The sequence below is a fragment of the Blattabacterium sp. (Blatta orientalis) str. Tarazona genome (assembly GCF_000334405.1).
In the GTDB taxonomy this organism is placed as follows: Bacteria; Bacteroidota; Bacteroidia; order Flavobacteriales; family Blattabacteriaceae; genus Blattabacterium.
Genome location: NC_020195.1, coordinates 485,671 through 512,415, shown reverse-complemented (window position 1 = coordinate 512,415; position 26,745 = coordinate 485,671). Strand labels below are relative to the sequence as shown.

Below are 26,745 nucleotides of genomic sequence, written 5' to 3'. Positions count from 1 at the left end.
ATATTCTTTAGAATAAGAAATATCGTTGAGAAAGCGGTAAAAAATCCGATGGGTTGGATGTTATTTTTTTCCCTTCTATATAAACGCTATAGTTTTTTGGATCTACCTCCAAATTTGGAGTTTCTCCATTTAATATCATGTCTTTTTTGGATAAAGAACGACATCCTTTGACTATCTTAATTTTCTTTTTTATTTCATTTTTTTCTAAAAAACCATCGTTGATAGCATGTGATGAAACAAAAATACTGCTCAATTTTGGTTCAAAATAACCAAACATTTTACGATACATAAATGGTTGTGGGGTAGGAATAGTGGCATTAGGATCTCCCATACTAGCGTACGCGACCATGCCACTTTTTATAACTAATTCAGGTTTCACTCCAAAAAAAGATGGCTTCCATAAGACCAAATCTGCCATTTTTCCAGTAGAAATGGATCCAACATATTCTGAAATTCCATGAGTGATAGCAGGATTTATGGTATATTTAGAAATATATCTCTTGACTCTAAAATTATCATTTTTATGAGAATCATTCTTTAGAGGTCCTCGTTCTTTTTTCATTTTATCTGCCGTTTGCCAAGTACGTTTTACGACTTCTCCAATTCTTCCCATAGCTTGAGAATCTGAACTAGTCATACTGATAGCTCCTATGTCATGTAATACTCCTTCTGCACTAATTGTTTCAGATCTAATACGTGATTTAGCAAAAGCGATGTCTTCCGGAAGATTGGAATCTAAATGATGACATATCATTAACATATCTAGATGTTCATCAAGAGTATTGTTAGTATAAGGCATAGTAGGACTTGTAGATGACGGTAAAATATTTGTATGAGATATCACTTTTAATAAATCAGGAGAATGGCCCCCTCCTGCTCCTTCTGTATGATAGGTATGAATAGTTCTATTTTTAAATGTTTTTAAAGTATCTTCTATATAACCAGATTCATTTAAGGAATCTGTATGAATATTTACTTGTACATCCATTTTTTCCGAGACATTTAAACATTGATCTATCACATATGGAGTACTTCCCCAATCCTCATGAATTTTTAATCCACCGGCACCAGCATTTATCTGTTCGATTAAAGCTTCAGGATGAGAACTATTTCCACTCGCAAGAAAGATAAAATTTATCGGAACGTGATCTGTACTTTTTAACATTCTTTGAATATTCCAAACTCCAGAAGTACAATTAGTAGCTATAGTTCCTGTAGTAGGACCTGATCCTCCACCAATAATGGTTGTCGTCCCATTTTCTAATGCGACTTCAAATAATTGAGGACAAATATAATGAACATGACTATCTACACTACCAGCCGTAACAATCAGGTTTTCTGAAGAAATAACTTCAGTTCCCGCGCCAATATACATATTTGAAGTCACCCCATCCATAAAATATGGATTCCCAGCTTTTCCTATCCCAACAATGATTCCATTCTTGATTCCAAGATCTGCTTTTATAACTCCCCAATGATCAATGATAATAGCATTGGTTAAAACTAAATCCAGAACTCCTTCGTTTCTAGTAGCAAATGGATGTTGCCCCATTCCATCTCGAATAACTTTACCTCCTCCGAAAACACACTCATCTCCATAAATAGTGTAATCTTTCTCAATTTCAATCCATAAAGAGGTATCTCCCAAACGGACTTTATCCCCTTTAGTCGGACCATACATACTTGCATAAGATTCTCTATCTAACTTTTTTATATTCATATTTTTGTATTCTCTTTTCCGGAAAAACCATAAATTTTTTGACTCCCACCTATTTTTACCAAAAAAACTTCTTTTGTTTCACCTGGCTCAAAACGAATAGACCTTCCAGAAGGAATATCTAGTCTATATCCTTTAGTTCCATTTCTATCAAAATGAAGAGCGGCATTTGTTTCATAAAAATGAAAATGAGACCCTATTTGTATGGGCCGATTTCCAACATTCGATACTACTCTTTCTATACGAGGTCTACCAGGTAATAAAGAAATCTCTTCTTTGAGAAGATCATATTGTCCTGGGATCATCATATTGTTATTGGAGGAATTTTTCTTAATGCTTTTTTTAATAGGATGGTGGATGGTTACCAGTTTTGTTCCATCAGGAAAAGTTGCTTCTACTTGAACATTATTAAGCATTTCATATACTCCATCCATCACTTGATCATAATGTAGGAGGCTTCCTGCTTCAAACATAAGTTCTTTCACTGTTTTTCCATCACGTGCGCCTTCCATAACATAATGAGTAATTAAAGCCACAGACTCAGGATAATTTAATTTCAATCCTCTTTCTAAACGCTTTTTTGCCAGTTCTCCAGCCATGTGAAGAAGAATTTTTTCCTTTTCATAAAAAGTTAAATGCATAAGAGTTATTTTTCAATTATCGTTGCAATAACAGTTCCAAATTTAAATATATTATTATCGAAAAAAAAATTAAACATTGTTCATCACATTGATGTTTTTTTCGTGTAACCTTTTGATAAAAAAAACACAAAAGGATTCGTATCTTTGAAAAGAAACCTGAAAGCTTTATTTCCCAAATAAATAAAAACTTTTCAAATTCACAGAAAATTATTCAAGAAAACTTTTTATGAAGAAACGATAGAAAAAATAATCTTCTGTAGAAATTTTTTAAACCTGAAAAAGACACTCCTCAGCAAATTATCATTATTTTTGTCTTCATAATAACAGGGGAAAATTGTTTTAATAAATAATTCATTAAAAAATGCAAGTTTTAAAATTTGGGGGAAGTTCCGTGGCTCATTCTGATTCCATAAAACGTATTTGTTCTTTATTAGAAAAGAAACCAAAAGGAAGATATGCTATTGTGGTATCTGCATTAGGAAATATTACCGATCAGTTAATTCAATGTGGAAAATTAGCTTCTGAAAGAAAAAATATTTATAAAAATATTTTAGAAGAAATAGAAATTCGTCATCTTAATATTATTAGAGAGTTATTTCCAATTACTTATCAAAGTCATTTAATTAGTTGGATAAAAAAGAATATCAATGATTTAGAAAGTTTATGTGACGGGGTTTTTCAGGTAGAAGAACTCTCAAAACGTTCTTTAGATAAAATCATGAGTTTTGGAGAACTAAGTTCTTCTTTTCTCATTGCGGAAAAACTAAAACAATCTGGTTTAGATGCTGTTTGCAAAGACAGTAGAGAGTTGATTATCACAGATTCTCAATTCGGATGTGCACAAGTAGATTTTATCACAAGCAATCACCATATTATTCAGTTTTTTAGGGAGAAAACATCCGAATATATTGTTTTACCAGGTTTTATAGGATCTACTTTAGAAAATGAAACCACCACTCTTGGGAGAGGAGGTTCTGATTATACGGCAGCTATTTTAGCAGCGGCCATATCTGCAAGTTTGCTTGAAATATGGACGGATGTGAGTGGAATGATGACGGCAAATCCAAAAATTGTGAATCAAGCCTTTCCTATTAAAGAGATTTCTTATGAAGAGGCTATGGAATTATCGCATTTTGGAGCAAAAGTTATTTATCCTCCTACGATACAACCAGCTATGAAAAAACATATTCCTATACAAATTAAAAATACTTTTTCTCCTGTAGATCCAGGAACTTTGATTTACATTAGCAAATGTACTAATATTAGTCAACCAGTTACCGGAATTTCTGGAATTCAGAATTTGGCTTTGCTGACTCTTGAAGGAAGTGGGATGGTAGGTATTCCAGGTTATTCAAAACGCTTATTTGAAGCTTTGTCACGTGAAAAAATAAATGTTATTTTTATTACCCAAAGTTCTTCAGAACATTCTATAACTACCGGGATCCATGAAATGGATGTCATCAAAGCAAAGGCTGCAATAGATAGCGAATTTGCTCAAGAGATCCATCAAAGACGTATTGATCCATTAACGATAGAAAAAGATCTTTGTATCATTGCCGTAGTGGGAGACAATATGAAAAATCTTCATGGAACTAGTGGGAAAATGTTTTCTTCCTTAGGGAGAAACAGTATTAATGTTAGAGCAATTGCACAAGGATCTACTGAAAAAAATATATCTGCTGTTATTCGAAAAACTGATTTTAAAAAAGCTTTGAATACCTTGCATGAAGCTTTTTTCGAAAGCCCTCCAAAACAAATTAATCTATTCATTTGTGGAGTAGGTAAAGTTGGAAGTAAATTACTTGAACAAATTGATCAACAACAAAATTACTTGCTTGAAGAGTTAAAGCTACAAGTAAGAGTAATTGGATTATCTAATAGCAAAAAAATGTATTTTGATGATAATGGGATAAATTTATTTCAATGGAAAAATCATCTGAATAAAAAAGGTCAGAAGATGAATATCTATTCTTTCATGGAAGAAGTCTGGAAATTTAATCTAAGAAATAGTTTATTTGTAGATAATACTGCTAGTGAAGAAATGGCTATGACTTATGAAAAATTTTTGCAGAATGGAATTGGAGTAATCACTTGTAACAAAATAGCTTGTTCTTCTGATTATGATCATTATAAAAGATTAAAAACTCTTTCTAGGCATTTTAAAGCTCCCTTTTTATTCGAAACCAATGTAGGAGCTAGTCTTCCAGTGATTAGTACTCTGAACGATCTTATAAATAGTGGAGATAAAATCAAAAAAATAGAATCTGTATTATCTGGAAGTTTAAATTTCATTTTTAATCATTTCGTAGGAGAAAAATCCTTTTTAGAAGTTGTAAAAGAAGCTCAATTAAAAGGATATACGGAACCAGATCCTCGCATTGATCTTAGTGGATTAGATGTCATGCGAAAAATACTTATTTTAGCAAGAGAATGTGGAGCGCCATTGGAACTTAGTGATATCCATCAAAAATCTTTTCTCCCTGAAAGTTGTTCGAAAGTTATTTCTATTGAAAATTTTTATCAAGAATTACATCAATATAGAGATTACTTTTTTAAAATTAGAAAAGAAGCAGAAAAAGAAAAAAAACGTCTACGTTTTATTGCTCGTTATGAAAATGGTCGAGCTTCTGTAGGTTTAGAATCTGTCAAACAAAGCCATCCTTTTTATCAGCTAGAAGGAAAAGATAATATGGTTTTATATAATACATCTCGTTATGCTGAACAACCTTTGATTATAAGGGGCGCAGGAGCTGGAGCAGAAGTAACTGCTTCTGGAGTATTTTCGGATATTATTAAAGCTACTAAATAAAAATCATGAATAGGATTAAAATATTGTCACCAGCTACTGTAGCTAATTTAGCTTGCGGTTTTGATGTTATTGGATTATCTTTAGATATTCCAGTAGATGAAATTCTTTTATACAAGTCAAATAATCCTGGAATACGTATTAATCGAATAGATGGAACCACATTACCTAATGATCCAAAAAAAAATGTAGCTTTTGTGGCTTTACAAGCTTTGTTAAAAAAATATCAGAAAAAACAAAGATTTTATAAAGAGAAAAAAATAGGTTTTGAAATAGAATTAATTAAAAATATACATCCAGGAAGTGGGATAGGCTCTAGTGCTGCTAGTGCTGCTGGGGTTGTATATGGAGCTAATATATTACTAGGAAACCCGTTTAATAGGATGCAACTGATACGTTTTGCTATGGAAGGAGAACGTATAGCCAGTGGAACTGCTCATGCGGATAATGTAGCTCCTGCTATTATGGGAGGAGTCACCTTAGTAAGAAGTTATCAACCTTTAGACATTACGAAATTGCATTCTCCAAATGAATTATGGGTAAGCATAATTCATCCACAAATTGAAATAAAAACTTCTGACGCTAGAGAAATACTAAAACAAAAAATCTTAATGACAGATGCTATCCGACAATGGGGAAATATAGGTGCATTAGTAGCAGGATTATATCAAGAAAATTATGAACTCATTAGTAGATCTCTAGAAGATTTTATTGTTGAACCCATACGTGCTATGCTGATTCCTGCATTTTACGAATTAAAAATAAGATGTAAAGAAATAGGAGCTTTAGGTGGAGGGATATCTGGATCAGGTCCTTCTGTATTTATGTTAAGTAAAGGAAATGATATCGCAAAAAAAGTTACTGAAGTGATGAATCGTGTTTATTCTCCATTAAAAGTAGATTATAAAACTTATACTTCTCCTATTAATCAACAAGGAGTAAAGGTTTCTGAAATCCTTTAAGAATCCAATCCGTTCAAAAAAAAATTTTTCTTTTATGTTATATTACAGTTTAGAAGATCATAAAAAACTAGTTTCTTTTGATAAGGCAGTTTTAAGAGGTTTAGCAATAGATGGAGGGCTATATTTTCCGGAATATATTCCTATTCTAAAACGTAAGTTCCTGGAAAATCTCCAAAAATATGATATATACACTATTGCTATGGAGGTTATTCAACCATATATAGGAAAATCTATTTCTGAAGAATCTATCTTACGTATTATTCAGAAAACTTTGAATTTCCCTTTTCCATTACAAAGAATTCACGACAATATATACGCGTTAGAGCTTTTTCATGGGCCGACTTTAGCCTTTAAAGACGTAGGGGCTAAATTTATGGCCGGATGTTTAAGTCATTTTTACAAAAAAATAGGGAAATTAGTTACTGTTTTAGTAGCCACTTCTGGAGATACTGGAGGGGCGGTTGCCAAAGGATTTCATAATGTTTCTGGAATAGAGGTTATCATATTATATCCCTATAAAGGGGTAAGCTTATTGCAGGAAAAGCAAATGACTTGTTTAGGGGGGAATATTCTAGCTATAGAAATAAAGGGAAATTTTGATGATTGCCAATCCATGGTTAAAAAAGCTTTCTTAGACAATAAAATACGAGATAAATATCTACTAACTTCTGCTAATTCTATTAACATAGCAAGATGGCTTCCTCAAATGTTTTATTATTTTTTAGCTTATAGAAAAATAATAGAAGAAAATAGAAAATTGATTTTTTCAGTTCCAAGTGGAAATTTTGGGAATATTTGTGCGGGAATGATGGCTGAAAAAATGGGATTGCCTATTAAGTATTTTATAGCATCCACAAATATTAATGACACCATTCCTAGATTTTTAAAAACGGAAAAATATCATCCTCTTCCAGTAAAAAAAACGATATCAAATGCCATGGACATATCCCATCCGAGTAATTTTTCTCGGATATGGCATTTATATAAAGAAAGCATAGTGCAATTACGAAAAAAATTGTCCTCTTATCAATTTACAGATGAAGAAACTTTAGCCATTATAGAAATGGTATGGAAAGAACATAAATATATGCTAGATCCCCATGGAGCTATTGGTTATTTAGGACTTATACAATACCTACAAGAGATTAAAGATCCTTTAGCTACAGCTGTTTTTTTAGAAACAGCTCATCCTATTAAATTTTTAGATCATATGCCATATTCTTTGCGAGAAGAAATTCTTATTCCTAAAAAATTAGAAGTTCTTTTGAATTCAGAAAAAAGTGAAAAAAAAATATCGATGTCCAACAATTACGATATGTTTCAAAATTGGTTAATTAATAGATAGGACTAATTATAAAGTTATAAATTAAACAGCTATGTCTCCTTTTATATGGGGATGAGGATTGTAATTGATTAATTTAAAATCTTCGAAAGAAAAATCAAATACATTTTTTACAGAGGGATTTAAAAGAATTTTTGGTAAGGGTTTAGGGGAACGTTGTATTTGAAGTTTCACTTGTTCTGTATGGTTATTATATATATGAGCATCCCCTATAGTATGAATGAGTTCTTTGGCTATAAAATTGAGTGTTTTAGCTACCATAGTAAGTAATAAAGCATAAGAAGCAATATTAAAAGGTAATCCAAGAAAAATATCTGCACTTCTTTGATATAATTGTAAAGACAATTGTTTTTTTTCGGAAACATAAAATTGAAAAAGTAAATGGCAGGGAGGTAATCTCATTTCTTGAATCATTCCTACATTCCAAGAAGAAACAATCAAACGTCGTGAATGAGGATTTGATTTTATTTCTTTTATAAGATTAGTGATTTGATCAATAAAATGACCATCATAAGCAGGCCATTTACGCCATTGTAATCCATATATTGGACCTAGATCTCCGTTTTCATTAGCCCATTCATTCCATATAGATACTTTATTTTCTTTTAGATACTGGATATTTGTATATCCTTTCAAAAACCATAATAACTCATAAATAATAGAACGGATGCTTAATTTCTTGGTAGTTAAAAGAGGAAATCCTTTTTTTAAATCAAATCTCATTTGATATCCAAATAAACTTTTTGTTCCTATCCCAGTACGATCCATTTTTTTTATTCCATTTTTTAAAACATTTTTTAAGAGATCCAAATATTGTTCCATAACTAAAGTTATTTCTTGAGTATTTTTGCATAAAAAAAACATAATATATGAATCAAAAGGTACTCTTTTTTCTACAAGAAGTGGATTAAAATTATCAGAGAATATAGCTTATCATTATGGAAATTTTTTAGGAAAAGTCCGTTTTTTGGAATTTAGTGATGGAGAATATTCCCCTTTTTTTGAACAGTCTGTTCGTGGATCACGAGTATTTTTGATTGGATCAACTTTTCCTCCAGTGGATAATTTGATGGAATTACTTTTAATGTGTGATGCAGCACGAAGGGCATCCGCTCATAACATTACACTTGTTATTCCATACTTTGGATGGGGGAGACAAGATCATAAGGATAAACCAAGGACTCCTATTGCCGCAAAACTTATAGCTAATTTAATGGTAGCATCAGGAGCTAATAGAGTAATGACCATGGATTTACATGCAGATCAGATTCAGGGTTTTTTTGATATTCCTGTAGATCATTTATATGCATCTAGAATATTTATTGATTATATAAAAAAATTGAAACTGGATCAACTAACCATAGCTTCTCCAGATATGGGAGGAGCAAAAAGAGCTAGAAGCTATGCAGGATATTTAGGAACAGATGTGGTGATCTGCTATAAAGAAAGAAAGAAGGCAAATGAAATAGAATTTATGAATCTTATTGGAAATGTCAAAGAAAAAAATATCATTCTCCTAGATGATATGGTAGATACAGCAGGAACTTTAACAGAAGCAGCTAGTCTAATTAAAAAACAAGGAGCTAAAAGTGTACGTGCTATAGCTACTCATCCCGTTTTGTCAGGAAATTCATATGAAAGAATCATAAAATCCTCTCTTGAAGAATTAGTTGTTACGGATACCATTCCTCTCAAAAAAAATAATGAAAAAATAAAAGTATTATCTTGCGCTCCTCTTTTTGCAGAAGTGATGCAATCGATCCATAATGATGAATCCATTAGTAATAAATTTATAATTTAATTTTTATGCAATATGTAAATATATCCGGAAAAAAAAGAAATATAGGGAAAAAGTTTATTGAAACCATTCGACTTTCCGGAGAAGTCCCTTGCATTTTATATGGAAAGGATATCAATATTCCATTTTCTACTTCCTTAGAAACTTTTAAAAAGTTGGTATATACACAAGAATTTTATGGGGTTTCTATTCAAATAGAAGGAGAAGATAAAAATATCAAAGCAGTTAAAAAAGAGATTCAATTTGATCCTATTAGTGAAAAAATTTTGCATGCTGATTTTTGCAAAATAGAAGATTATAAACCGATGATATTGGAAATTCCTATAAAAACTTTTGGAAGACCTATTGGAGTTTCCAAAGGGGGAGAATATTATTCTCCGATTAGAAAATTAAAAGTAAAAGCTTTTCCTTCTTCTTTTCCAAAATATATCAAATTGGATGTTCAATCTTTAGACATTGGAGATAGAATAACGGTAAAAGATCTACTGAAAAAGGAATATAATATTTTACATCCTTTAAATACTCTGGTAGCCAGAGTAAAAACTTCTCGTATTATTATTTCTACTGATGAGGTTGTGAAAAGCTCTCAAGACGAAAAAAAGACCTTAAATCTAAAGAAGATAAAAAAATTAAGAAATAAAATAATCAAGTGAATGATCGTTATTTTATGAAAATAGCCCTAGAAGAGGCTTTAATAGCTTTTCATAAAGATGAAGTCCCTATAGGAGCTGCAATAACATATGAAAATGTAATTATAGCTAGGGCACATAATTTAACTGAAACTTTAAGTGATATTACTGCACATGCAGAAATGTTAGTCATAAACTTAGCTTCTGATTATCTAGGAAAGAAATATATACAAGAATGTACTTTATATGTGACTATGGAACCTTGTATTATGTGTGCTGGAGCTTTGTTTTTTTCTCAAATAGGAAGAGTAGTATGTGGAACGCTAAATTATAAAAGAGGTTTTTTATATACGGGAATTAAATTGCATCCTAAAACAAAATTTTTATCTGGCATAATGAAAAATCAATGTAAGAATCTTCTACAGGAATTCTTCTTTTTCAAAAGAAAAAGGGGGATATAGGAGGGGGGGGGAGATAATGGAAATAGAACCCTTCCTTTGTATCTCCCCTCTAAAAAAGCCATGTTCAATGGCTTTCAGGGCTTCCCTTCCCCCTCCCCCGGATCCCCTTTCCGACTTCTCCGAATGAATTTATAAATTTAGATGAGAACTTTTTCTTTTTGCTTATTCGAAGTTTCAGAAGGACAGGGAATGTGGTCATTAAAACAATGAGTAAAACAATCCATTCCAAGTGGTTTTTAAGTTCTGGGAACCTTTTGTCTAGATAGTGTCCAGCTAACATGATAGAAAAAGTCCAAGCTAGTGCTCCTATAATATTATAGATCATAAATTTTTTAAAATCAACACGAATTGCCCCGGCAACAATGGGAGCAAAAGTTCGAAGCATTGGAAGAAAACGGCTTATAATAAGTGCTGTTGTTTTATATTTATTATAAAACAATTTGGCTATAAGAAGATGTTTTTTCTTAAAAAGAAAGGTATCTTTTTTTTTATATAATAAATTTCCGGATTTATACCCCAACCAATACCCTTGCATATTTCCAAGAATAGCTACTACTGCTACAATTAAAATAATTACAAAAAATGGAACATTATAAAAATTTTTGCATAAATCTTTTCCGAAAATTCCGGCAGTAAATAATAAAGAATCTCCTGGTAAAAAAAAACCAATAAAAAAACCAGTCTCTGCAAAAACAATTGCCAAAAGAATAAATAAAGCGGTATTTTCAAAATAGAAAAAAATCCATCTAGGATTGAAAAAATGCTGAAAAAAATCCCAAATATCTGACATTTTCAATAACGAATATGATTTTATTTCAAGAAAAACAAAGTTAAATATTTCCGTTTTTTATTAGGAATATTCTCAAAATATAGATCTAAAATATTTATTTTTACAGATATCAATTGAATTTTTATGGAGTATTTGTTCAAATTTATTAATATTTTAGGATGGGGACCAAATATATTTTTCATAATAGTTTTTTTCCTCTTTTTAATTTTTTGGTTATCCAAAATATTTTATTTTATTGATTAATTTGGTTAAATAAAAAAACACACGTATGTTGTCTGATAAGAGAAAAATTCTTTATTTTAATGAGGAAGGCTATATGATATTGGAAAATTATCTACTTAATCAGGTAGAATCCATAAGAAATACATTTATTTTAGTAGATCATTCTACCAATATTTATTGTCTTCCTTTCCTTCTTTCTCATGCAAAATTTTTAGAAAAATCTAAGATAATTCAAATTAAACCAGGAGAAAAGGAAAAAAATATTTATACCTGCATTCAAATATGGAAAAATCTAGAGAATTTTAAAGCTAATAGAAATAGTTTAATTATTAATTTAGGAGGAGGAGTAATTACAGATATAGGTGGATTTGTAGCATCTGTATTTAAAAGAGGAGTTCGTTTTATTAATATCCCTACCACGTTATTAGGAATGGTTGATGCATCTATAGGATATAAAACAGGAGTTAATTTAGAATCCATTAAAAATGAAATAGGTTCTTTTTATTCTCCAGAATTTTTAATTATTGATCCTCATTTTTTAAAAACTCTTCCTGAAAATGAATTTATTTCAGGAAAAGCTGAAATGTTTAAACATGGATTGATTGCAGATGAAAAATTTTGGATTGATATGAAAACCTCTACCATGGATGATCATAGAAAATCTTATTCTCAATGGGGGGATTTAATCCATAAATCCATATTAATAAAAAATAAAATCGTGGAGAAAGACCCTAAAGAAAAAGGATTAAGAAAAATTCTGAATTTTGGACACACTATTGGTCATGCTTTGGAAAGCTATTTTATGAATTATAAAAAAGGAAAACTTATACATGGTGTAGCTATAGCTATGGGAATGGTCTCTGAATCATGGTTATCATATAAAGTAAATGGATTGTCTATGAATAGTTATCAAGAAATAAAATCCATTCTTTCTGAATTATATCCTATAAAAAATATATCAGATTTAGAAATGAATAAAATATTTTCCATCATGGAGCATGATAAAAAAAACGATAGAAATAAAATTCAATTTTCCTTATTAAAAAAATAGGAACTTGTTCGTATAATTGTCAGGTCCCTTATTCCTTAATCAAAGAAAGTTTTTTACAAATCTAAGAAAAATATGTACTTTATCCTGATAAATACCATAATGTTTATAAAATGAATGAAGGAGAAAAATTAATTCCTATTAATATTGAAGATGAAATGAAATCATCTTACATAGATTACTCTATGTCTGTTATTGTATCCAGAGCTCTTCCTGATGCTAGAGATGGGTTAAAACCTGTACATAGGAGAGTATTATATGGAATGTACCAATTAGGAATTTTTTCTAATAATCCTTATAAAAAATCGGCTCGTATTGTTGGAGAAGTATTGGGAAAGTATCATCCACATGGAGACATTTCTGTTTATGAGACAATGGTTCGTATGGCGCAAAAATGGACTCTTCGTTATCCATTGATAGATGGACAAGGAAATTTTGGTTCATTAGATGCAGATCCACCTGCTGCAATGCGTTATACAGAAGTGAGAATGAAAAAAATGTCTGAAGAGATGTTATTGGACATCAAAAAAGAAACAGTGGATATGCAACTAAATTTTGATGATTCTATAGAAGAACCTACAGTTTTACCTACAAGAATTCCGAATCTTTTGATTAATGGATCTTCTGGAATTGCTGTGGGGATGGCTACCAACATTCCTCCTCATAATTTAAAAGAAACTATAAAAGCTATTTGCGCTTATATTGAGAACGATCAAATATCTATAGAACAGATAATGGAATCTATTAAAGCTCCGGATTTTCCTACGGGTGGAATTATTTATGGATATGAGGGAGTGAAGAAAGCTTTTTATACTGGAAGAGGACGTATCGTCTTACGTGCCAAAGTTCATTTGGAAGAAATTCAGGGAAGACAATGTATTATTGTGGACGAAATTCCCTATCAAGTAAATAAAGCCGAAATGATCACTAGGACTGTAGAATTAATGAGAGAAGGTAAAATGGAGGGGATTTATCAGATTCGGGATGAATCTGATAGAAAGGGGTTACGTATAGTATATCTGCTTAAACAGAATACGAATCCTCATATATTGTTGAATAATTTATTCAAATATACCTCTTTGCAAACTTATTTTAATGTAAATAACATTGCCTTAGTTAAAGGAAAACCTGTTCAACTAAATATTAAAGATCTTATCCAACATTTTGTGGACCATCGACAGGATGTTATTATTCGTCGGACTAAGTACGAATTGAAAAAATGTCAAGATCGTGTTCATACTTTGACAGGTTTTCTAACTATATTAGATCATTTAGATCAAATGATTGAATTAATCAAAGAATCCAAAGATCATCATGATGCTTGTAATAGACTCATCAAAATGTTTAAGATATCTGAAAATCAATCTAGATCTATTTTAGATATGCGTTTACAAAATTTGACTTCTTTAGAGTTAAAGAAAATAAAAAAAGAATATGAAGAATTAGTCAAAAAAATAGCATACTTAAAAAATGTGTTAATACAACATTCTATACGAATGCAAATTATCAAAAAAGAACTTTTAGATATTCAAGATAAATATCAAGATAAACGAAGAACGCAAATAGATTACTTGGGAAATGAAGTGCACATAGAAGATCTTATTGAAGATGAACAGGTAGTTCTTACTATTTCTCATGCAGGATATATTAAAAGAACTTCTTTATCCGAATACAAGCGTCAAGGAAGGGGAGGGATAGGAAATCGGGGGGCTTCTGCTAGAGAGTCTGATTTTTTCAAACATCTTCTCATAGCTACCAATCATCAATATTTGCTTTTTTTTACAGAAAAAGGGAAATGTTTTTGGTTAAGAGTTTATGAAATTCCAGAGGGATCAAAAATATCTAAAGGCAGGGCAATCCAAAATATGATTCACTTGCAACCAGATGATAAAGTAAATGCTTACATATTAACTGGAGATTTGACAAATAAAAAATATGTACAAAATCATTACGTGATGATGGTTACTCAAAAAGGAATTATTAAAAAAACTTCTTTAGAAAACTATTCACGCCCTAGAAAAGATGGAATTAATGCTATTGTGATTCGTAAAGGAGATTCTTTATTAGAAGCTATCTTAACTAAGGGAAATAGTCATGTTTTTATTGCTGTAAAAAGTGGAAAAATAATTCGTTTTTCAGAAAAAAAAGTTCGTGTTACTGGAAGAAATTCTTCTGGAGTAAGAGGAATTAATTTATCCATTTCAGAGGATACTGTAATTGGAATGATATGTGTAGAAGGACAGGAAAAAGGATATTTATTAGTTGTTTCGGAAAAAGGATTTGGGAAAAGAACTAATCTAAAAGATTATCGGATAACCAATCGTGGAGGAAAAGGAATCAAAACAATAAATATCACTCAAAAAACAGGTCGTTTAATTTCTATAAAACATGTCACGAATCAAGATGATCTAATGATCATTAAAAAATCCGGAATAATTATTCGTATTTCTGTATCGGATATCCGAGTGATGGGAAGAGATACCCAAGGGGTAAGGTTAATTAACCTCAAAGAAAAAGACGAAATCGCAGATGTTGAAAAAGTTAGTCAGACAATAATGGATTTTCATTAAAATCTCGTAAAATATTTACACATTCTTCTATATGAAAATCCTTCAACAAATTTTTTTTCCATTCTTGGTCAAATTTTGAGATAATTTGGTAAGAAGGAGGAAAAGATCGTAATTCATATACATTCAAGTAATTCTTTAAGGCTTGAAAATTTGCATTTATTTTTTGCATTTTTAAATTTTCATCCCAAAAATCTTTCCAATTTAGAGGAATATATTTCTTATTCAAAAAATTTTTTTCTAATAATTGTATGGTTTGATATATGGTCATCATATCCTGATATTTTTTCAAACGATTAATACTTTTCAACTTTATTTTTTCCAAATCTATTTTTCCTTTCCATAGTTGGTAAGAAATAGAATCAGTCCGATCCCACATCATAGAATTTGGTTGATCTTTTTCCATACCTCTAACTAAAAAAATATTATTTGGAATAACTATATCTGGATTGACACCCTTTAATTGAGTAGAATTTCCATTGACACGATAAAATTTATTCATAGTGAATTTTAAGGCTCCCAATTCTTTTTTATTAGAAAAAATAAATCTATTTAAGGGATAAAAGGTTTGAACGGTCCCCTTTCCATATGTTTGATAGCTCCCAACAATAATTCCTCTTTTATAATCTGCTATAGACGCAGCAAGAATTTCTGAAGCGGATGCTGATAGTTCATTAACTAAAATAACAAGGGGTCCTTTCCAAAGCAGTTCATTATTTTTATTTTTTAGTATTTTCTTTCTTCCAGAAGAAAGACCTACTTGTACTATAGGGACTTTTCCCAAAAAGAAACCAGCAATTTCTATAACAGTTTCTAATGAGCCTCCTCCATTATTTCTGATATCTATAATCAAACCTTTTATTTTTTCCTTTTTTAGCTCTTGAATAATCTTTTTCATATCTTGAGCCGCATTTCTTCCGTTTTTATTTTCAGGATTAAAATAAAATTCTGGTAATAGTATCAACCCATACTTATTCTCATTATCCAATATTGTGACACTTCTTGCAAAAATTTCTTTTTTTTCAATAACATCCCGAATGAGGATGACTTCTTTTATAGAACCATCTTTTTTTTGAATTGTTAATTTGACTTTACTTCCTTTTTTTCCTCTTATAAGACGAATGGAATTTTCCAATAACATTCCAATAATATTTTTGGATTCTGAATTTATATCTTTTGCTACTCTAATAATTTTATCTCCTACTTCTATTTTTTTACTTTTCCATGCTGGTCCACCAACAAGAAGTTTTACAATGGTCGCATAACCTTTATGATCTTGCAATTCAGCTCCAATTCCTTCTGTTTTTCCAGATATATTTAAATCAAAATTTTCCTTTTCTTTAGGAGAAAAATAGTTAGTATGAGGATCATATTGCGAGGTAATAGTATTTACGTACATGGAAAACCAGTCTGTTTTTTTTTCTATTTTTAATTTTCTAAATATTCTTGCATATATTCCTCTACCTTTTTCTTGCTTTTTTTCCTGGTTCATCCATCTGATATTTTTTTTGATGGATTTCCAAATATTTCCTTGTGGATTTTCTGGAGAAACGATTTCCATCAAAGTCAAATATTTTAGATATTTTCTCCATTCTTCTATCCATTCCTTTTTATTTTTAGGATAAGAAATTTTCTGTTCTCCAGGAATATAGACTTCTCTTTTATGAAAGTTGAAAGGTTTTTTTAAAATCTTAGAACAGATATTCTCTACTTCTTTTATTCTTTGATAAAAATATTTCATTGTAATGTTAAAAAAAGTGGGATCTCCATGAATCCAAGATTCGTCTAGTTTTTCTCGATAAAAAGAAATATCTTCTAAGTCTTTTTGTAAGAAAAAACGTTTTTGTAAATCTAAATTTGAAAAATATTGCTTATATACTTTTTGTGAAAATTCATTATTAATTTTAATAGGATTAGGATGTAAAAAATAGAGTGTTTTATATATAGTCTTTAATATGACACGATGTGTTTCTTCTTCTCCTTGTGGAGAACAGAAACTTAATAAAAAAGTAAAAATAAAACCAATTATTATATACTTAAAATTTTTAATTGAATTTACGATCATACTAATACAATAAATAACAAAATTACAAATATCTAGATCCTTTATGAAAAAATGAAAAACAAGCCAATTATTTTAGTAACAAACGATGATGGGATTATAGCTCCTGGAATTCGAACTCTTGTTCATACGATGAATTCTTTAGGAGATGTATATGTGGTAGCTCCAAATAAACCTAAATCTGGAATAGGACATGCTATAACTATGGATACAGTTGTATATTGTGATTCGGTAAAGATTGACAATGGGATCCAAAAGGAATGGGAATGTTCAGGAACTCCTGTAGACTGTGTTAAATTAGCAATCAATCACATTCTTCCAAGAAAACCTGATATTTGTGTATCTGGAATTAATCATGGATCCAATTCTTCCATAAACATCATGTATTCCGGAACAATTTCCGCGGTGATAGAAGCTGGAATAGAAGGAATTCCATCTGTTGGGTTTTCTCTTTTAGATTTTGATTGGAATGCAGATTTTGATCCATCCAAAAAATATGTATGGAAAATTGTAAAAAAAATTCTTCAAAATCCTATGGAAAGAGGAATCCTGAGTCTCAATGTGAATATTCCAAAATTGAGAAAAGAAGAAATTAGAGGAATTAAAATATGCAGACAGGCAGAAGCTAAATGGAAAGAAAGTTTTGATAAACGTTATAATCCAAAAGGAAGAGCTTATTATTGGTTAGTAGGAGATTTTGTTAATTTTGATAAAAAATCAGATACGGATGAATGGGCTTTAAAAAATGGATATGTTTCTGTCGTTCCTATTAAATTCGATTTTACAGATTACTCAACTTTAAATATTTTAAGATCTTGGAATTTCATATTATTCATTTTTTTTTGGGAATCTTCCTTATTTTAAAAAAAACTTTATAAATCGTGTCATCTATTGTAGAAGGAACTTTGAATCCAAAAAAATTTAAAGATTTTGTTGGACAACAGGATATCTTAGATAATTTAAAAATTTTTATTCAAGCTGCTAAAAAAAGAAAAGAGTCTTTGGATCATATCCTATTTCATGGACCTCCAGGATTAGGAAAAACTACGCTATCTCATATAGTCGCCAATGAGTTAGGTGTTAAAATCACTGTCACTTCAGGATCCGTTTTAGATAAACCAGGGGATTTAGCAGGATTACTCATTCATTTAAATTCAAATGATGTTCTGTTTATTGATGAAATTCATCGGCTATCACCTATAGTGGAAGAATATTTATATTCTGCCATGGAAAATTATAAAATAGATATTATAATTGATTCTGGATCTAATGCCAGATCAGTTCAAATTGATTTATCTCCTTTTACTTTAATAGGAGCCACTACAAGATCTGGATTATTAACAGCTCCTATGCGTTCTAGATTTGGGATCAATGGTCGGTTAACCTATTACAGAAAAGAATTATTAAAAAACATTGTAACTCGAAGAGCAAAAACATTAAACATTCCAATAACCGAAGAAGCCTCTTATGAAATTGCTAATCGAAGTAGAGGAACTCCACGCATAGCTAACGCTCTACTTCGTAGAGTTCGTGATTTTGCTCAAATAAAAGGAAACGGAACCATAGATATTCATATTTGTGATTTAGGATTACAAGCACTTAATGTGGATAAACATGGATTAGACGAAATGGATAATAGAATCATTGCGTCTATTATAGATCATTTTAAAGGAGGTCCTGTGGGAATAAACACGATAGCAACAGCTGTCAATGAAAATCCTGATACTATAGAAGAAGTTTATGAACCTTTTCTCATTCAAGAAGGATATTTAGTAAGAACCCCTAGAGGAAGAAAAGCAACATTATTAGCATATAAACATCTTAAACGAGATTTTGAAAAAAGATAGTTGAAATATTTGTGTTTTTATCTATTTATTTATAATAAATAAAAATTAACTTTGCCAAAAGTATCAAATTATAAAAATATCATGCCTTCAAATGTTCTTGTTGGTCTCCAATGGGGTGACGAGGGAAAAGGAAAAATTACAGATCTTCTTGCCAAAAATTCAAATTATGTAATTCGTTATCAAGGAGGAAATAACTCAGGTCATTCTATTCACATTAATAATCGTTATTTTATTCTTCATTTAATTCCTTCTGGAGTAGTTTATCCTTCTGTTAAATGCATTATAGGCCCTGGAGTAGTTATTGATCCTAAATCTTTAATTCTAGAAATACAAGATATAGAATCAATAGGAATCAATACCTCTCAAGTTTTTTTAGCAAAAAGAGCACATCTCACTATGCCATATCATCGTCTCTTAGATAAATACAAGGAAGAATCATTAGGAAATAAGTCTATTGGAACTACACATCGTGGAATTGGTCCTACTTATGAAGATAAAATAGCCCGTATGGGGATACGGGTTTTAGATTTTTTAAATCAAAAAATTTTTTATAGAAAATTAAAGGAAAACATTGATTATAAAAATCAGATTATAACAAAAATATATAAAAGAAAACCTGTTTCTTTTAAAGAAATATACGAAGAGTATATGGAGTATGCTAAAGAACTTTATCCACGTGTTATCGATGCTGTACATGAAATTCATAGAGCTTTTCATGAAGAAAAAAAAATTCTTTTTGAGGGAGCTCAAGCTATGCTACTAGACATAAATTATGGAACCTATCCATATGTAACTACTTCTTCAACTTCTACAGGAGGAGTTTGTGTAGGGGCTGGGGTACCTCCTACTTTCTTGAAAAATTTTATCGGAATAGCAAAAGCTTATTGTACGCGTGTAGGATATGGTCCTTTTCCTACAGAAATTAAGAATAAAGAAATGAGTCATTTTATCCGAGAAAAAGGAAAAGAATATGGAGCCACTACAAAAAGACCAAGAAGGTGTGGCTGGTTAGATTTGTTCTCTCTAAAATATTCTTGTATGATAAACGGAATTAATTACTTAATCATTACAAAATTAGATGTTTTAAGTCAATTAGAAACTATAAAAATCTGTGTAGAATACCGTATTCATGGAAAATCTATTCCAAATTTTCCAGCAAATATAGATTTTTTTGAAGAAAAAGTAGAAGCTATTTATATGGATTTTCCTGGTTGGAAACAAAATATTTCTCAAATTTATGAGTATGATGAACTACCAAAAAATTGCAAAAAATATATTAATTTTATTGAAAGTTATCTAAATTTGAATATCCTATTAATTTCTGTAGGATCTGAAAGAAGTCAAAATATTATCAAAGATAAATCTTCCTTTTTTAAAATATTTTCTTAGCTAGAAAGAAACCAATTAATTTAATTTTTTAAAAAATATTTTTGTGAAAGAATATAAAAATCCTTTGGTAGAACGATACAGTAGTCAAGAAATGTTGTATAATTTTTCTCCAAAAAAAAAATTTACTCACCTGGAGAAAACTTTGGTTAGCTTTAGCAGAAAGCCAAAAAAATTAGGTTTAAACATTAGTGAAGAACAAATAAATGACTTAAAAAATCATTTAGATGATATTGATTGGAATAGAGTTTCTTTTTATGAAAAAAAATTCCGTCATGATGTTATGGCTCATTTATATGCTTTTGGAGAAAAAGCAATTCTAGCTAAACCTATTATTCATTTAGGAGCCACAAGTGCTTTTTTAGGAGACAACACGGATCTTATTCTCATCCGTGATGGATTAGAGATTCTTCTTAAGAAATTAGTTAATGTTCTCTTTAGACTTAGGAATTTTACCTTAGAATATCATGACACTCCTACTTTAGCTTTTACCCATTATCAACCCGCTCAACTAACTACTGTAGGAAAACGTTCCTCTTTGTGGATGCAAAGTTTATTATTGGACGTAGAAGAATTAGAATTTAGATTACAAAATCTTAATTTCAGAGGAGTAAAAGGCACTGTAGGGACAGCAGCTAGTTTCAAAGAATTATTTGATGGAGATCTACAAAAAGTAAAAGATTTGGAAAAAGAAATCTCCAATAAATTTGGATTTGAAAAAGTTTTTCCTGTGACAGGTCAAACTTATGATAGAAAAATAGATGCACAAGTATTAAATTTATTATCTAATATTTCTCAATCTTCTCATAAGTTTAGCAATGATTTACGTTTACTACAAAACTTAAAAGAAATGGAAGAACCATTTGAAACAGAGCAGATTGGATCAAGCGCTATGGCATATAAACGAAATCCAGTGCGTAGTGAGCGTATAGCCTCTTTAGCAAAATATGTGATTTCTCTATCAAATAGTTCAGCTATGGTTGCAGCTACTCAGTGGTTGGAACGGACATTAGATGATTCAGCTAATAGAAGATTGGTAATAGCTCAATCATTCTTAGCTACAGATGCTATTTTAACAATTTGGAATAATATATTAGAAAATATAGTGGTCTATCCTAAAATGATTGAAAAACATATAGATCAAGAACTTCCATTTTTAATGACGGAATCTATTATTGTAGAGAGTGTAAAAAATGGAGCAGATAGACAAGAAATTCATGAAAGAATTAGAATTCATTCTATGAATACAAATTATAAAATAAAGTTAGAAGGAAAAAAAAATGATTTTTTACAACGTATTTTAGATGATAAAAAAATACCTATTAACGAAAAAAAAATAAATCAAATGCTTACCCCTAAGAATTTTATAGGATTTTCGTCGGATCAATCTATAGAATTTGTTGAGAAAAAGGTAAATCCTCTCTTAGATCGATTTTATCATTTTATTGATTCCAATATGGATTTAAAAGTTTAGAAAATTTCTATGTTCCATTTGATTCACAAATTTTAATGAATTTCAGAATTTATATACAAAAAAAAGTTCCTTTTGATATTGATTCTAGAAAATTATATCAGGAATTTAAAAATATGGAGATTTCATTATCTCAAGTGATTATTTATCATATATATGATTTTTTTCGTATAAAAAAAGAAGTTTTTATAGATAGTCTATATAAAATTTTTGTGGATCCTGTCACGGATATTTTACATAAAGAAATACATTTAAAAAATCCATATTTTTCTAGAGAATATTTACCAGGAAAATATGATCCGCGTGCAGACGCGGCTATGCAATGTATAAAAATTATAGATCCTCTATCTACAGTTTTTATAAAAACGGGTCAATTAATTGAATTGATAGGGATGAAGAATAAAAAAGAGGATCTTCATAAGATTAAAAAACATTGCATGAATCCACATATTTGGAAAGAAAAGAATCTTCATGAAATGAATTTCCCTTTTTTTGAGAAATCCAAAAAAAGAATAGGCAAAGATCATTATAGAATGGTAAATGGATTTATTCATTTTAATCATGAAAAAATGCAAAATCTTCATGAGAGGTTGGGTTTTTCTATAAAATTAAAGGATTTGTTTTTTATACAGCAATACTTTACTAAAGAAAATCGTGATCCTACAGAAGCAGAACTTAGGATTTTAGATACCTATTGGTCGGATCATTGTCGTCATACTACTTTTTTGACTACATTAGTGGACATAACATTTGATGGAATATTTAAAGAGACATATCAGAATATTTTTAATGAGTATTTAAGGGATAGGAGATCAATAGGAAGATCAGAACTTCCTATAAATTTGATGGATTTATCTAATCTCCCTTCTAAAGTTCTTTTTAAGAAAGGAAAATTAAAAAACTATGTATTCTCTCACGAACATAATGCTTGTATAATCATGGTCGATGTAGATATTCTAGGTAGTAAAAAGAAAGAAAAATGGTATCTATTATTTAAAAATGAAACTCATAATCATCCTACGGAAATTGATCCTTTTAGTGGAGCTTCTACTTGTATCGGTGGAGCGATTCGGGATTCTTTATCTTGTAGAGGATTTGTTTATCAAGCGATTAGATTAAGTGGATCTTCAAATCCTCTTGATCAAAAAACATTGAATGGAAAAATTCCGCAATACAAAATATGCTATGAATCCGCTTATGGTTATAGTTCTTATGGAAATCAAGTTGGGGTCGCTACTTCTCACATTCAAGAAATCTATCATGAAGGTTATCGAGCTAAAAGAATGGAGGTCGGAATGGTAGTTGGAGCCGTTCCAGTTGATGCCGTTAAACAAGAAAAGCCCAAAAAGGGAGACATTATTTTGTTGATTGGCGGGTTAACAGGAAGGGATGGAATGGGAGGTGCTACGGAATCTTCTAAAGAATCTGAATTAAAAAATTCATTTGAAAATATTCAGGTACAAAAAGGAAACCCAATAATAGAAAGAAAAATTCAAAGATTTTTTCGAAAAAAAGAAGTTATATCTTTGATTAAAAAGTGCAATGATTTTGGAGCAGGAGGAGCTTCCGTTGCTATTGGAGAATTGAGCAATAGTTTGGTTCTTCATTTAGATAAAATCCCTATTAGAAAACATGCGGATTTAGAAGCTATAGAAATTGCTCTTTCAGAATCTCAAGAACGGATGGCCGTTGTATTAGATCCATCAGATGTAAAAAAATTTATGAAATTAGCTCATGAAGAAAATATACTTTCCGTTCCCATTGCTATAGTAACTGATAATAAAAGGATAATATTCTCTCATAAACGAAAAGAACTTTTGAACTTGAAAAGTTCTTTTCTAAATACAGGTGGGGTTAATAAAAAACAGGTGGTTCATGTGAATTCTCCAACTACCATTTCTCCTTTTCAAAAATCAAAAAATATTCCTTTCAGCAAAGAAAACTTCTTAAAAACTCTTTCTCAATTAAATATTGCATCTCAAAAAAGTTTAGTAGAAATGTTCGATAGTACTGTAGGAGGGACTACGATATTGATGCCTTTTGGAGGGAAGTATCAAATGACTCCATCTGAAGGAAGTGTACATAAAATACCTGTTTTACAAAAAGATACAAATACTGTCAGTTTAGCTTCTTGGGGTTTTCATCCTGAAATTTCTACTTGGAGCCCTCTTCATGGAGGAGCTTATGCGGTGGTGGAATGTATTTCTAAAATTGTTTCTATGGGAGGCTCTTACAAAAATATCTATTTCAGTTTTCAAGAATATTACAAAAAATTAGGAAATAATCCAGAAGATTGGGGTCCACCATTTTCTTCTTTATTAGGAGCTTATCATGCTCAAATGTCATTTAATTTAGCATCTATTGGAGGAAAAGATAGCATGTCTGGAACATATAAAAATATACACGTTCCGCCAACATTAATAGCTTTTGGAGTGACCACCGAAGACTTTTCAAATATTGTATCTCCAGAATTTAAAAATATAGGAAATAAAATATATTTGTATCATCACAAACCATTGAAAAACGAAATGCCAGATTTTTATTCTTTGAAAAATGCATATGATAAAGTTTATGAAGGCATTCATTCAGGATCTATTGTATCAGTAAAAACGGTGAAAGACGGAGGAATTTCTGTATCTATAGCTAAAATGGCTTTTGGAAATCGTTTAGGAGTTTTTATCCGTTCTGTAAATCCTTTATTTGAGATCAGCATAGGTTCATTAATTATAGAATCTACTTCTTCTCTTTCAGAAGATTTCATTTTGATAGGAGAAATTGACTCTTCTAAGAGCTTAAATTTTAATGGAATATCTATTGATATAAATGAGGCTGTAGAAAATTGGGAAAAAACTTTGACTCCTATTTTTTCTAATAATAAGATCATTCATCGAAAAAAATTTCATAGAATCAATCTACATGAAAATATAAAAGAAGATATTTTTCCATTAGTATGGAAATCCAAAAAAAAAGTAACACCACGTGTATTTATTCCAATATTTCCTGGAACAAATTGTGAATGGGAATCTATTCACGCTTTTAAAAAAGAAGGAGCCATTATCAAAACTTTTGTATTTAAGAATTTAAAAAATAAAGATATTGGAGAATCCATAGAAAAAATGGAAAAATATATAAGGACTGTACAAATATTTATGCTTTGTGGTGGTTTTAGTGCTGGAGATGAACCTGATGGGGCTGCAAAGTTTATTACGTCTATTTTACATAATCCATACGTAAAAGATGCTGTTCAATACTTTCTTGATCAAGATGGATTGATTTTAGGTATTTGTAACGGGTTTCAAGCTCTCATAAAATCTGGATTGTTACCTTATGGAAAAATAGGCTTACGGAATTCACATTCTCCTACACTTACCTATAATGAAATAGGAAAGCATGTATCTCAATGTGTTCATATAAAAGTAATTACTGACAAGTCTCCCTGGTTAAATGGGATGAAAAATAAAATATATACGATTCCAATATCTCATAGTGAAGGAAGATTTTATGCTAGTGAAAAAATAACTAAAATTTTATTCAAAAAAAATCAAATAGCAACGCAATATGTAGATTTTAAAGGGACTCAAACATTAGAAAGGTTTTATAATCCTAATGGATCCGTTGGAGCTGTAGAAGGTCTATTAAGTGAAAATGGAAAAATTTATGGAAGAATGACTCATCCAGAGCGTTATAATCATGGATTGTTAAAAAATATCCCGAATATTCATGAACATTCCATTTTTAAAAATGCGGTACAATATTTTCTATAAAAATTATAAATATGAAAGTGGCTATATTTTGTGGAAGTATATCCGACAAATCGACTATGAAAATAGCGGAAGAAGTATTAAATAAATTCAATATAAATAATAAAACTTATGTGATATCTGCACATCGTATACCCGATATACTATCAAATACAATAAAAAAAATTGAATCTACAAAGGGAATGGAATTAATTATTGCTGGAGCTGGTTTGTCTGCTCATTTACCAGGAGTAATTTCTTCAAAAACTATTTTACCTGTTATCGGAGTTCCAATTCATTCCAAAAATGGATTGTTAGGAGGGCTAGACGCTCTTTTTTCCATGGTACAAATGCCTAAGGATGTTCCCGTCGCTACAGTTGGGATCAATAATGCCTATAATGCTGCTTTATTAGCCATTCATATATTAGCTATAAAATATAACGAAATCAAAAAATTATTACTAAAATTCAGAATGGAAATGAGAGAAAAATTAGTTACTGAAATAGAGAAATATTTATGATTATGAGCAGTATAACTAAAAAAAAGCTTTTATTAGAAGGAAAAACAAAAAAAATATATGCGACAGAGAATCCGCAGGAGGTCATTATTCATTATAAAGATAGCATAACGGCTTTGGATGGATTAAAGAAAGATTTTTTACAAGATAAAGGAATTTTGAATAATGAAATCACCACATTTATCTTTAAGTTTCTTAATTCTTGTGGAATAAAAACTCATTTTATTCGTAGAATAAATAATAGGGAACAATTGTGCCATAAAGTAGATATCATTCCATTAGAATTTGTTGTTCGTAATATTCTTGCTGGAAGTATTTCAAAACGTTTAGGAGTTAAAGAAGGATCCACTCCATTGAATACTATTTTTGAAATTTTTTATAAAAATGATAAACTAAAAGATCCATTGATTAATGATCACCATGCAGTTTTTTTAGGTTTAATTTCTTATGAAGAATTAAATATCATTTATCGCATAACTTCAAACATTAACAATATTCTAAAAAAATTTTTTTTAGATAAAAATATTATATTGGTAGATTTTAAAATAGAATTTGGAAAGAATTTAAAAAATCAAATTTTTCTTTCTGATGAAATCAGTCCTGATACTTGTCGTTTTTGGGATAAAAAAACAAGGGAAAAGCTTGATAAAGATATATTTAGAAGTGGGGTTTCTGAAAAGGTCTTTGATGCCTATATAGAAATATTAAAGAGGCTTAATGTAGGTTAATCCATTCACG

The 26,745-nt window shown here is 30.1% G+C and carries 21 protein-coding genes; 15 read left to right on the top strand and 6 right to left on the bottom strand.

Going from position 1 to position 26,745, the window contains the following annotated elements:
* Positions 1-7: 7 nt before the first annotated feature.
* Complete coding sequence (gene ureC, locus BLBBOR_RS02505; RefSeq protein WP_015370867.1) at positions 8-1,720, bottom strand: urease subunit alpha; 1,713 nt, start codon at positions 1,718-1,720, stop codon at positions 8-10.
* Entirely contained in the window at positions 1,717-2,358 is a 642-nt protein-coding gene (locus tag BLBBOR_RS02500; RefSeq protein ID WP_015370866.1) for an urease subunit gamma, read from the bottom strand. Before BLBBOR_RS02500 ends, ureC begins: the two co-directional genes overlap by 4 nt.
* A 361-nt stretch (positions 2,359-2,719) precedes the next feature.
* Between BLBBOR_RS02500 and thrA the strand changes: the two genes are divergently transcribed.
* The 3 genes from thrA to thrC are packed head-to-tail and all read left to right on the top strand — an operon-like array spanning position 2,720 to position 7,471.
* The gene (gene thrA / locus BLBBOR_RS02495) at positions 2,720-5,167 is read left to right on the top strand and encodes a bifunctional aspartate kinase/homoserine dehydrogenase I (RefSeq protein WP_015370865.1); all 2,448 of its coding nucleotides are present in this window, start codon (positions 2,720-2,722) and stop codon (positions 5,165-5,167) included.
* A 5-nt stretch (positions 5,168-5,172) separates the two neighbouring features.
* Complete coding sequence (locus tag BLBBOR_RS02490) at positions 5,173-6,126, top strand: homoserine kinase (RefSeq protein WP_015370864.1); 954 nt, start codon at positions 5,173-5,175, stop codon at positions 6,124-6,126.
* A gap of 34 nt (positions 6,127-6,160) precedes the next feature.
* Positions 6,161-7,471, top strand: coding sequence for a threonine synthase (gene thrC, locus BLBBOR_RS02485; protein ID WP_015370863.1), 1,311 nt, complete (start codon positions 6,161-6,163; stop codon positions 7,469-7,471).
* A gap of 21 nt (positions 7,472-7,492) precedes the next feature.
* Here thrC and BLBBOR_RS02480 read toward each other — a convergent pair whose 3' ends face one another.
* A complete protein-coding gene (locus tag BLBBOR_RS02480; protein WP_015370862.1) occupies positions 7,493-8,290 on the bottom strand; it encodes a thymidylate synthase in 798 nt (265 codons plus the stop codon).
* A 25-nt stretch (positions 8,291-8,315) separates the two neighbouring features.
* On the opposite strand from BLBBOR_RS02480, the gene BLBBOR_RS02475 reads away from it, so the two are divergent.
* Genes BLBBOR_RS02475 through BLBBOR_RS02465 form a run of 3 tightly spaced genes read left to right on the top strand, consistent with a single transcriptional unit; the run spans position 8,316 to position 10,356 of the window.
* Complete coding sequence (locus tag BLBBOR_RS02475; protein ID WP_015370861.1) at positions 8,316-9,269, top strand: ribose-phosphate pyrophosphokinase; 954 nt, start codon at positions 8,316-8,318, stop codon at positions 9,267-9,269.
* Between the two features lie 5 nt (positions 9,270-9,274).
* Positions 9,275-9,919 carry a 50S ribosomal protein L25 gene (locus tag BLBBOR_RS02470; RefSeq protein ID WP_015370860.1) on the top strand — a complete coding sequence of 215 codons (645 nt, stop codon included), beginning with the start codon at positions 9,275-9,277 and terminating at the stop codon, positions 9,917-9,919.
* 14 nt (positions 9,920-9,933) lie between these two features.
* A complete protein-coding gene (locus BLBBOR_RS02465) occupies positions 9,934-10,356 on the top strand; it encodes a nucleoside deaminase (RefSeq protein WP_015370859.1) in 423 nt (140 codons plus the stop codon).
* A gap of 64 nt (positions 10,357-10,420) precedes the next feature.
* Here BLBBOR_RS02465 and BLBBOR_RS02460 read toward each other — a convergent pair whose 3' ends face one another.
* Together BLBBOR_RS02460 and BLBBOR_RS03260 are read right to left on the bottom strand one after the other, a co-directional pair.
* Complete coding sequence (locus BLBBOR_RS02460) at positions 10,421-11,146, bottom strand: DedA family protein (protein ID WP_015370858.1); 726 nt, start codon at positions 11,144-11,146, stop codon at positions 10,421-10,423.
* Between the two features lie 20 nt (positions 11,147-11,166).
* A complete protein-coding gene (locus BLBBOR_RS03260) occupies positions 11,167-11,328 on the bottom strand; it encodes a hypothetical protein (RefSeq protein ID WP_158320636.1) in 162 nt (53 codons plus the stop codon).
* An 86-nt stretch (positions 11,329-11,414) separates the two neighbouring features.
* Between BLBBOR_RS03260 and aroB the strand changes: the two genes are divergently transcribed.
* Both aroB and gyrA read left to right on the top strand, forming a co-directional pair.
* Positions 11,415-12,419 (top strand): 3-dehydroquinate synthase, encoded by a 1,005-nt coding sequence (aroB, locus tag BLBBOR_RS02455; RefSeq protein ID WP_015370857.1) that lies wholly within the window; start codon positions 11,415-11,417, stop codon positions 12,417-12,419.
* Positions 12,420-12,529: 110 nt separating this feature from the next.
* The gene (gene gyrA / locus BLBBOR_RS02450; RefSeq protein ID WP_015370856.1) at positions 12,530-14,986 is read left to right on the top strand and encodes a DNA gyrase subunit A; all 2,457 of its coding nucleotides are present in this window, start codon (positions 12,530-12,532) and stop codon (positions 14,984-14,986) included.
* Here gyrA and BLBBOR_RS02445 read toward each other — a convergent pair.
* Positions 14,958-17,048, bottom strand: coding sequence for a carboxy terminal-processing peptidase (locus BLBBOR_RS02445; RefSeq protein WP_015370855.1), 2,091 nt, complete (start codon positions 17,046-17,048; stop codon positions 14,958-14,960). The two genes, gyrA and BLBBOR_RS02445, sit on opposite strands and share 29 nt — an antisense overlap.
* 51 nt (positions 17,049-17,099) lie before the next feature.
* Here BLBBOR_RS02445 and surE point away from each other — a divergent pair, with 51 nt between their 5' ends.
* The 7 genes from surE to purC all read left to right on the top strand — a co-directional run bounded on the left by surE (position 17,100) and on the right by purC (position 26,735).
* Positions 17,100-17,909 carry a 5'/3'-nucleotidase SurE gene (surE, locus tag BLBBOR_RS02440; protein WP_015370854.1) on the top strand — a complete coding sequence of 270 codons (810 nt, stop codon included), beginning with the start codon at positions 17,100-17,102 and terminating at the stop codon, positions 17,907-17,909.
* A 17-nt stretch (positions 17,910-17,926) separates the two neighbouring features.
* On the top strand, positions 17,927-18,892 hold the full coding sequence (ruvB, locus tag BLBBOR_RS02435; RefSeq protein ID WP_015370853.1) for a Holliday junction branch migration DNA helicase RuvB: 966 nt from the start codon (positions 17,927-17,929) through the stop codon (positions 18,890-18,892).
* A gap of 81 nt (positions 18,893-18,973) precedes the next feature.
* The gene (locus tag BLBBOR_RS02430; RefSeq protein WP_015370852.1) at positions 18,974-20,281 is read left to right on the top strand and encodes an adenylosuccinate synthase; all 1,308 of its coding nucleotides are present in this window, start codon (positions 18,974-18,976) and stop codon (positions 20,279-20,281) included.
* 43 nt (positions 20,282-20,324) lie between these two features.
* Positions 20,325-21,752, top strand: coding sequence for an adenylosuccinate lyase (gene purB / locus BLBBOR_RS02425; protein WP_015370851.1), 1,428 nt, complete (start codon positions 20,325-20,327; stop codon positions 21,750-21,752).
* Positions 21,753-21,787: 35 nt separating this feature from the next.
* Positions 21,788-25,513 (top strand): phosphoribosylformylglycinamidine synthase, encoded by a 3,726-nt coding sequence (locus BLBBOR_RS02420; RefSeq protein WP_015370850.1) that lies wholly within the window; start codon positions 21,788-21,790, stop codon positions 25,511-25,513.
* Positions 25,514-25,524: 11 nt separating this feature from the next.
* On the top strand, positions 25,525-26,010 hold the full coding sequence (gene purE, locus BLBBOR_RS02415) for a 5-(carboxyamino)imidazole ribonucleotide mutase (RefSeq protein ID WP_015370849.1): 486 nt from the start codon (positions 25,525-25,527) through the stop codon (positions 26,008-26,010).
* 2 nt (positions 26,011-26,012) lie between these two features.
* A complete protein-coding gene (purC, locus tag BLBBOR_RS02410) occupies positions 26,013-26,735 on the top strand; it encodes a phosphoribosylaminoimidazolesuccinocarboxamide synthase (protein ID WP_045118257.1) in 723 nt (240 codons plus the stop codon).
* The last annotated feature ends 10 nt before the right edge of the window (positions 26,736-26,745 follow it).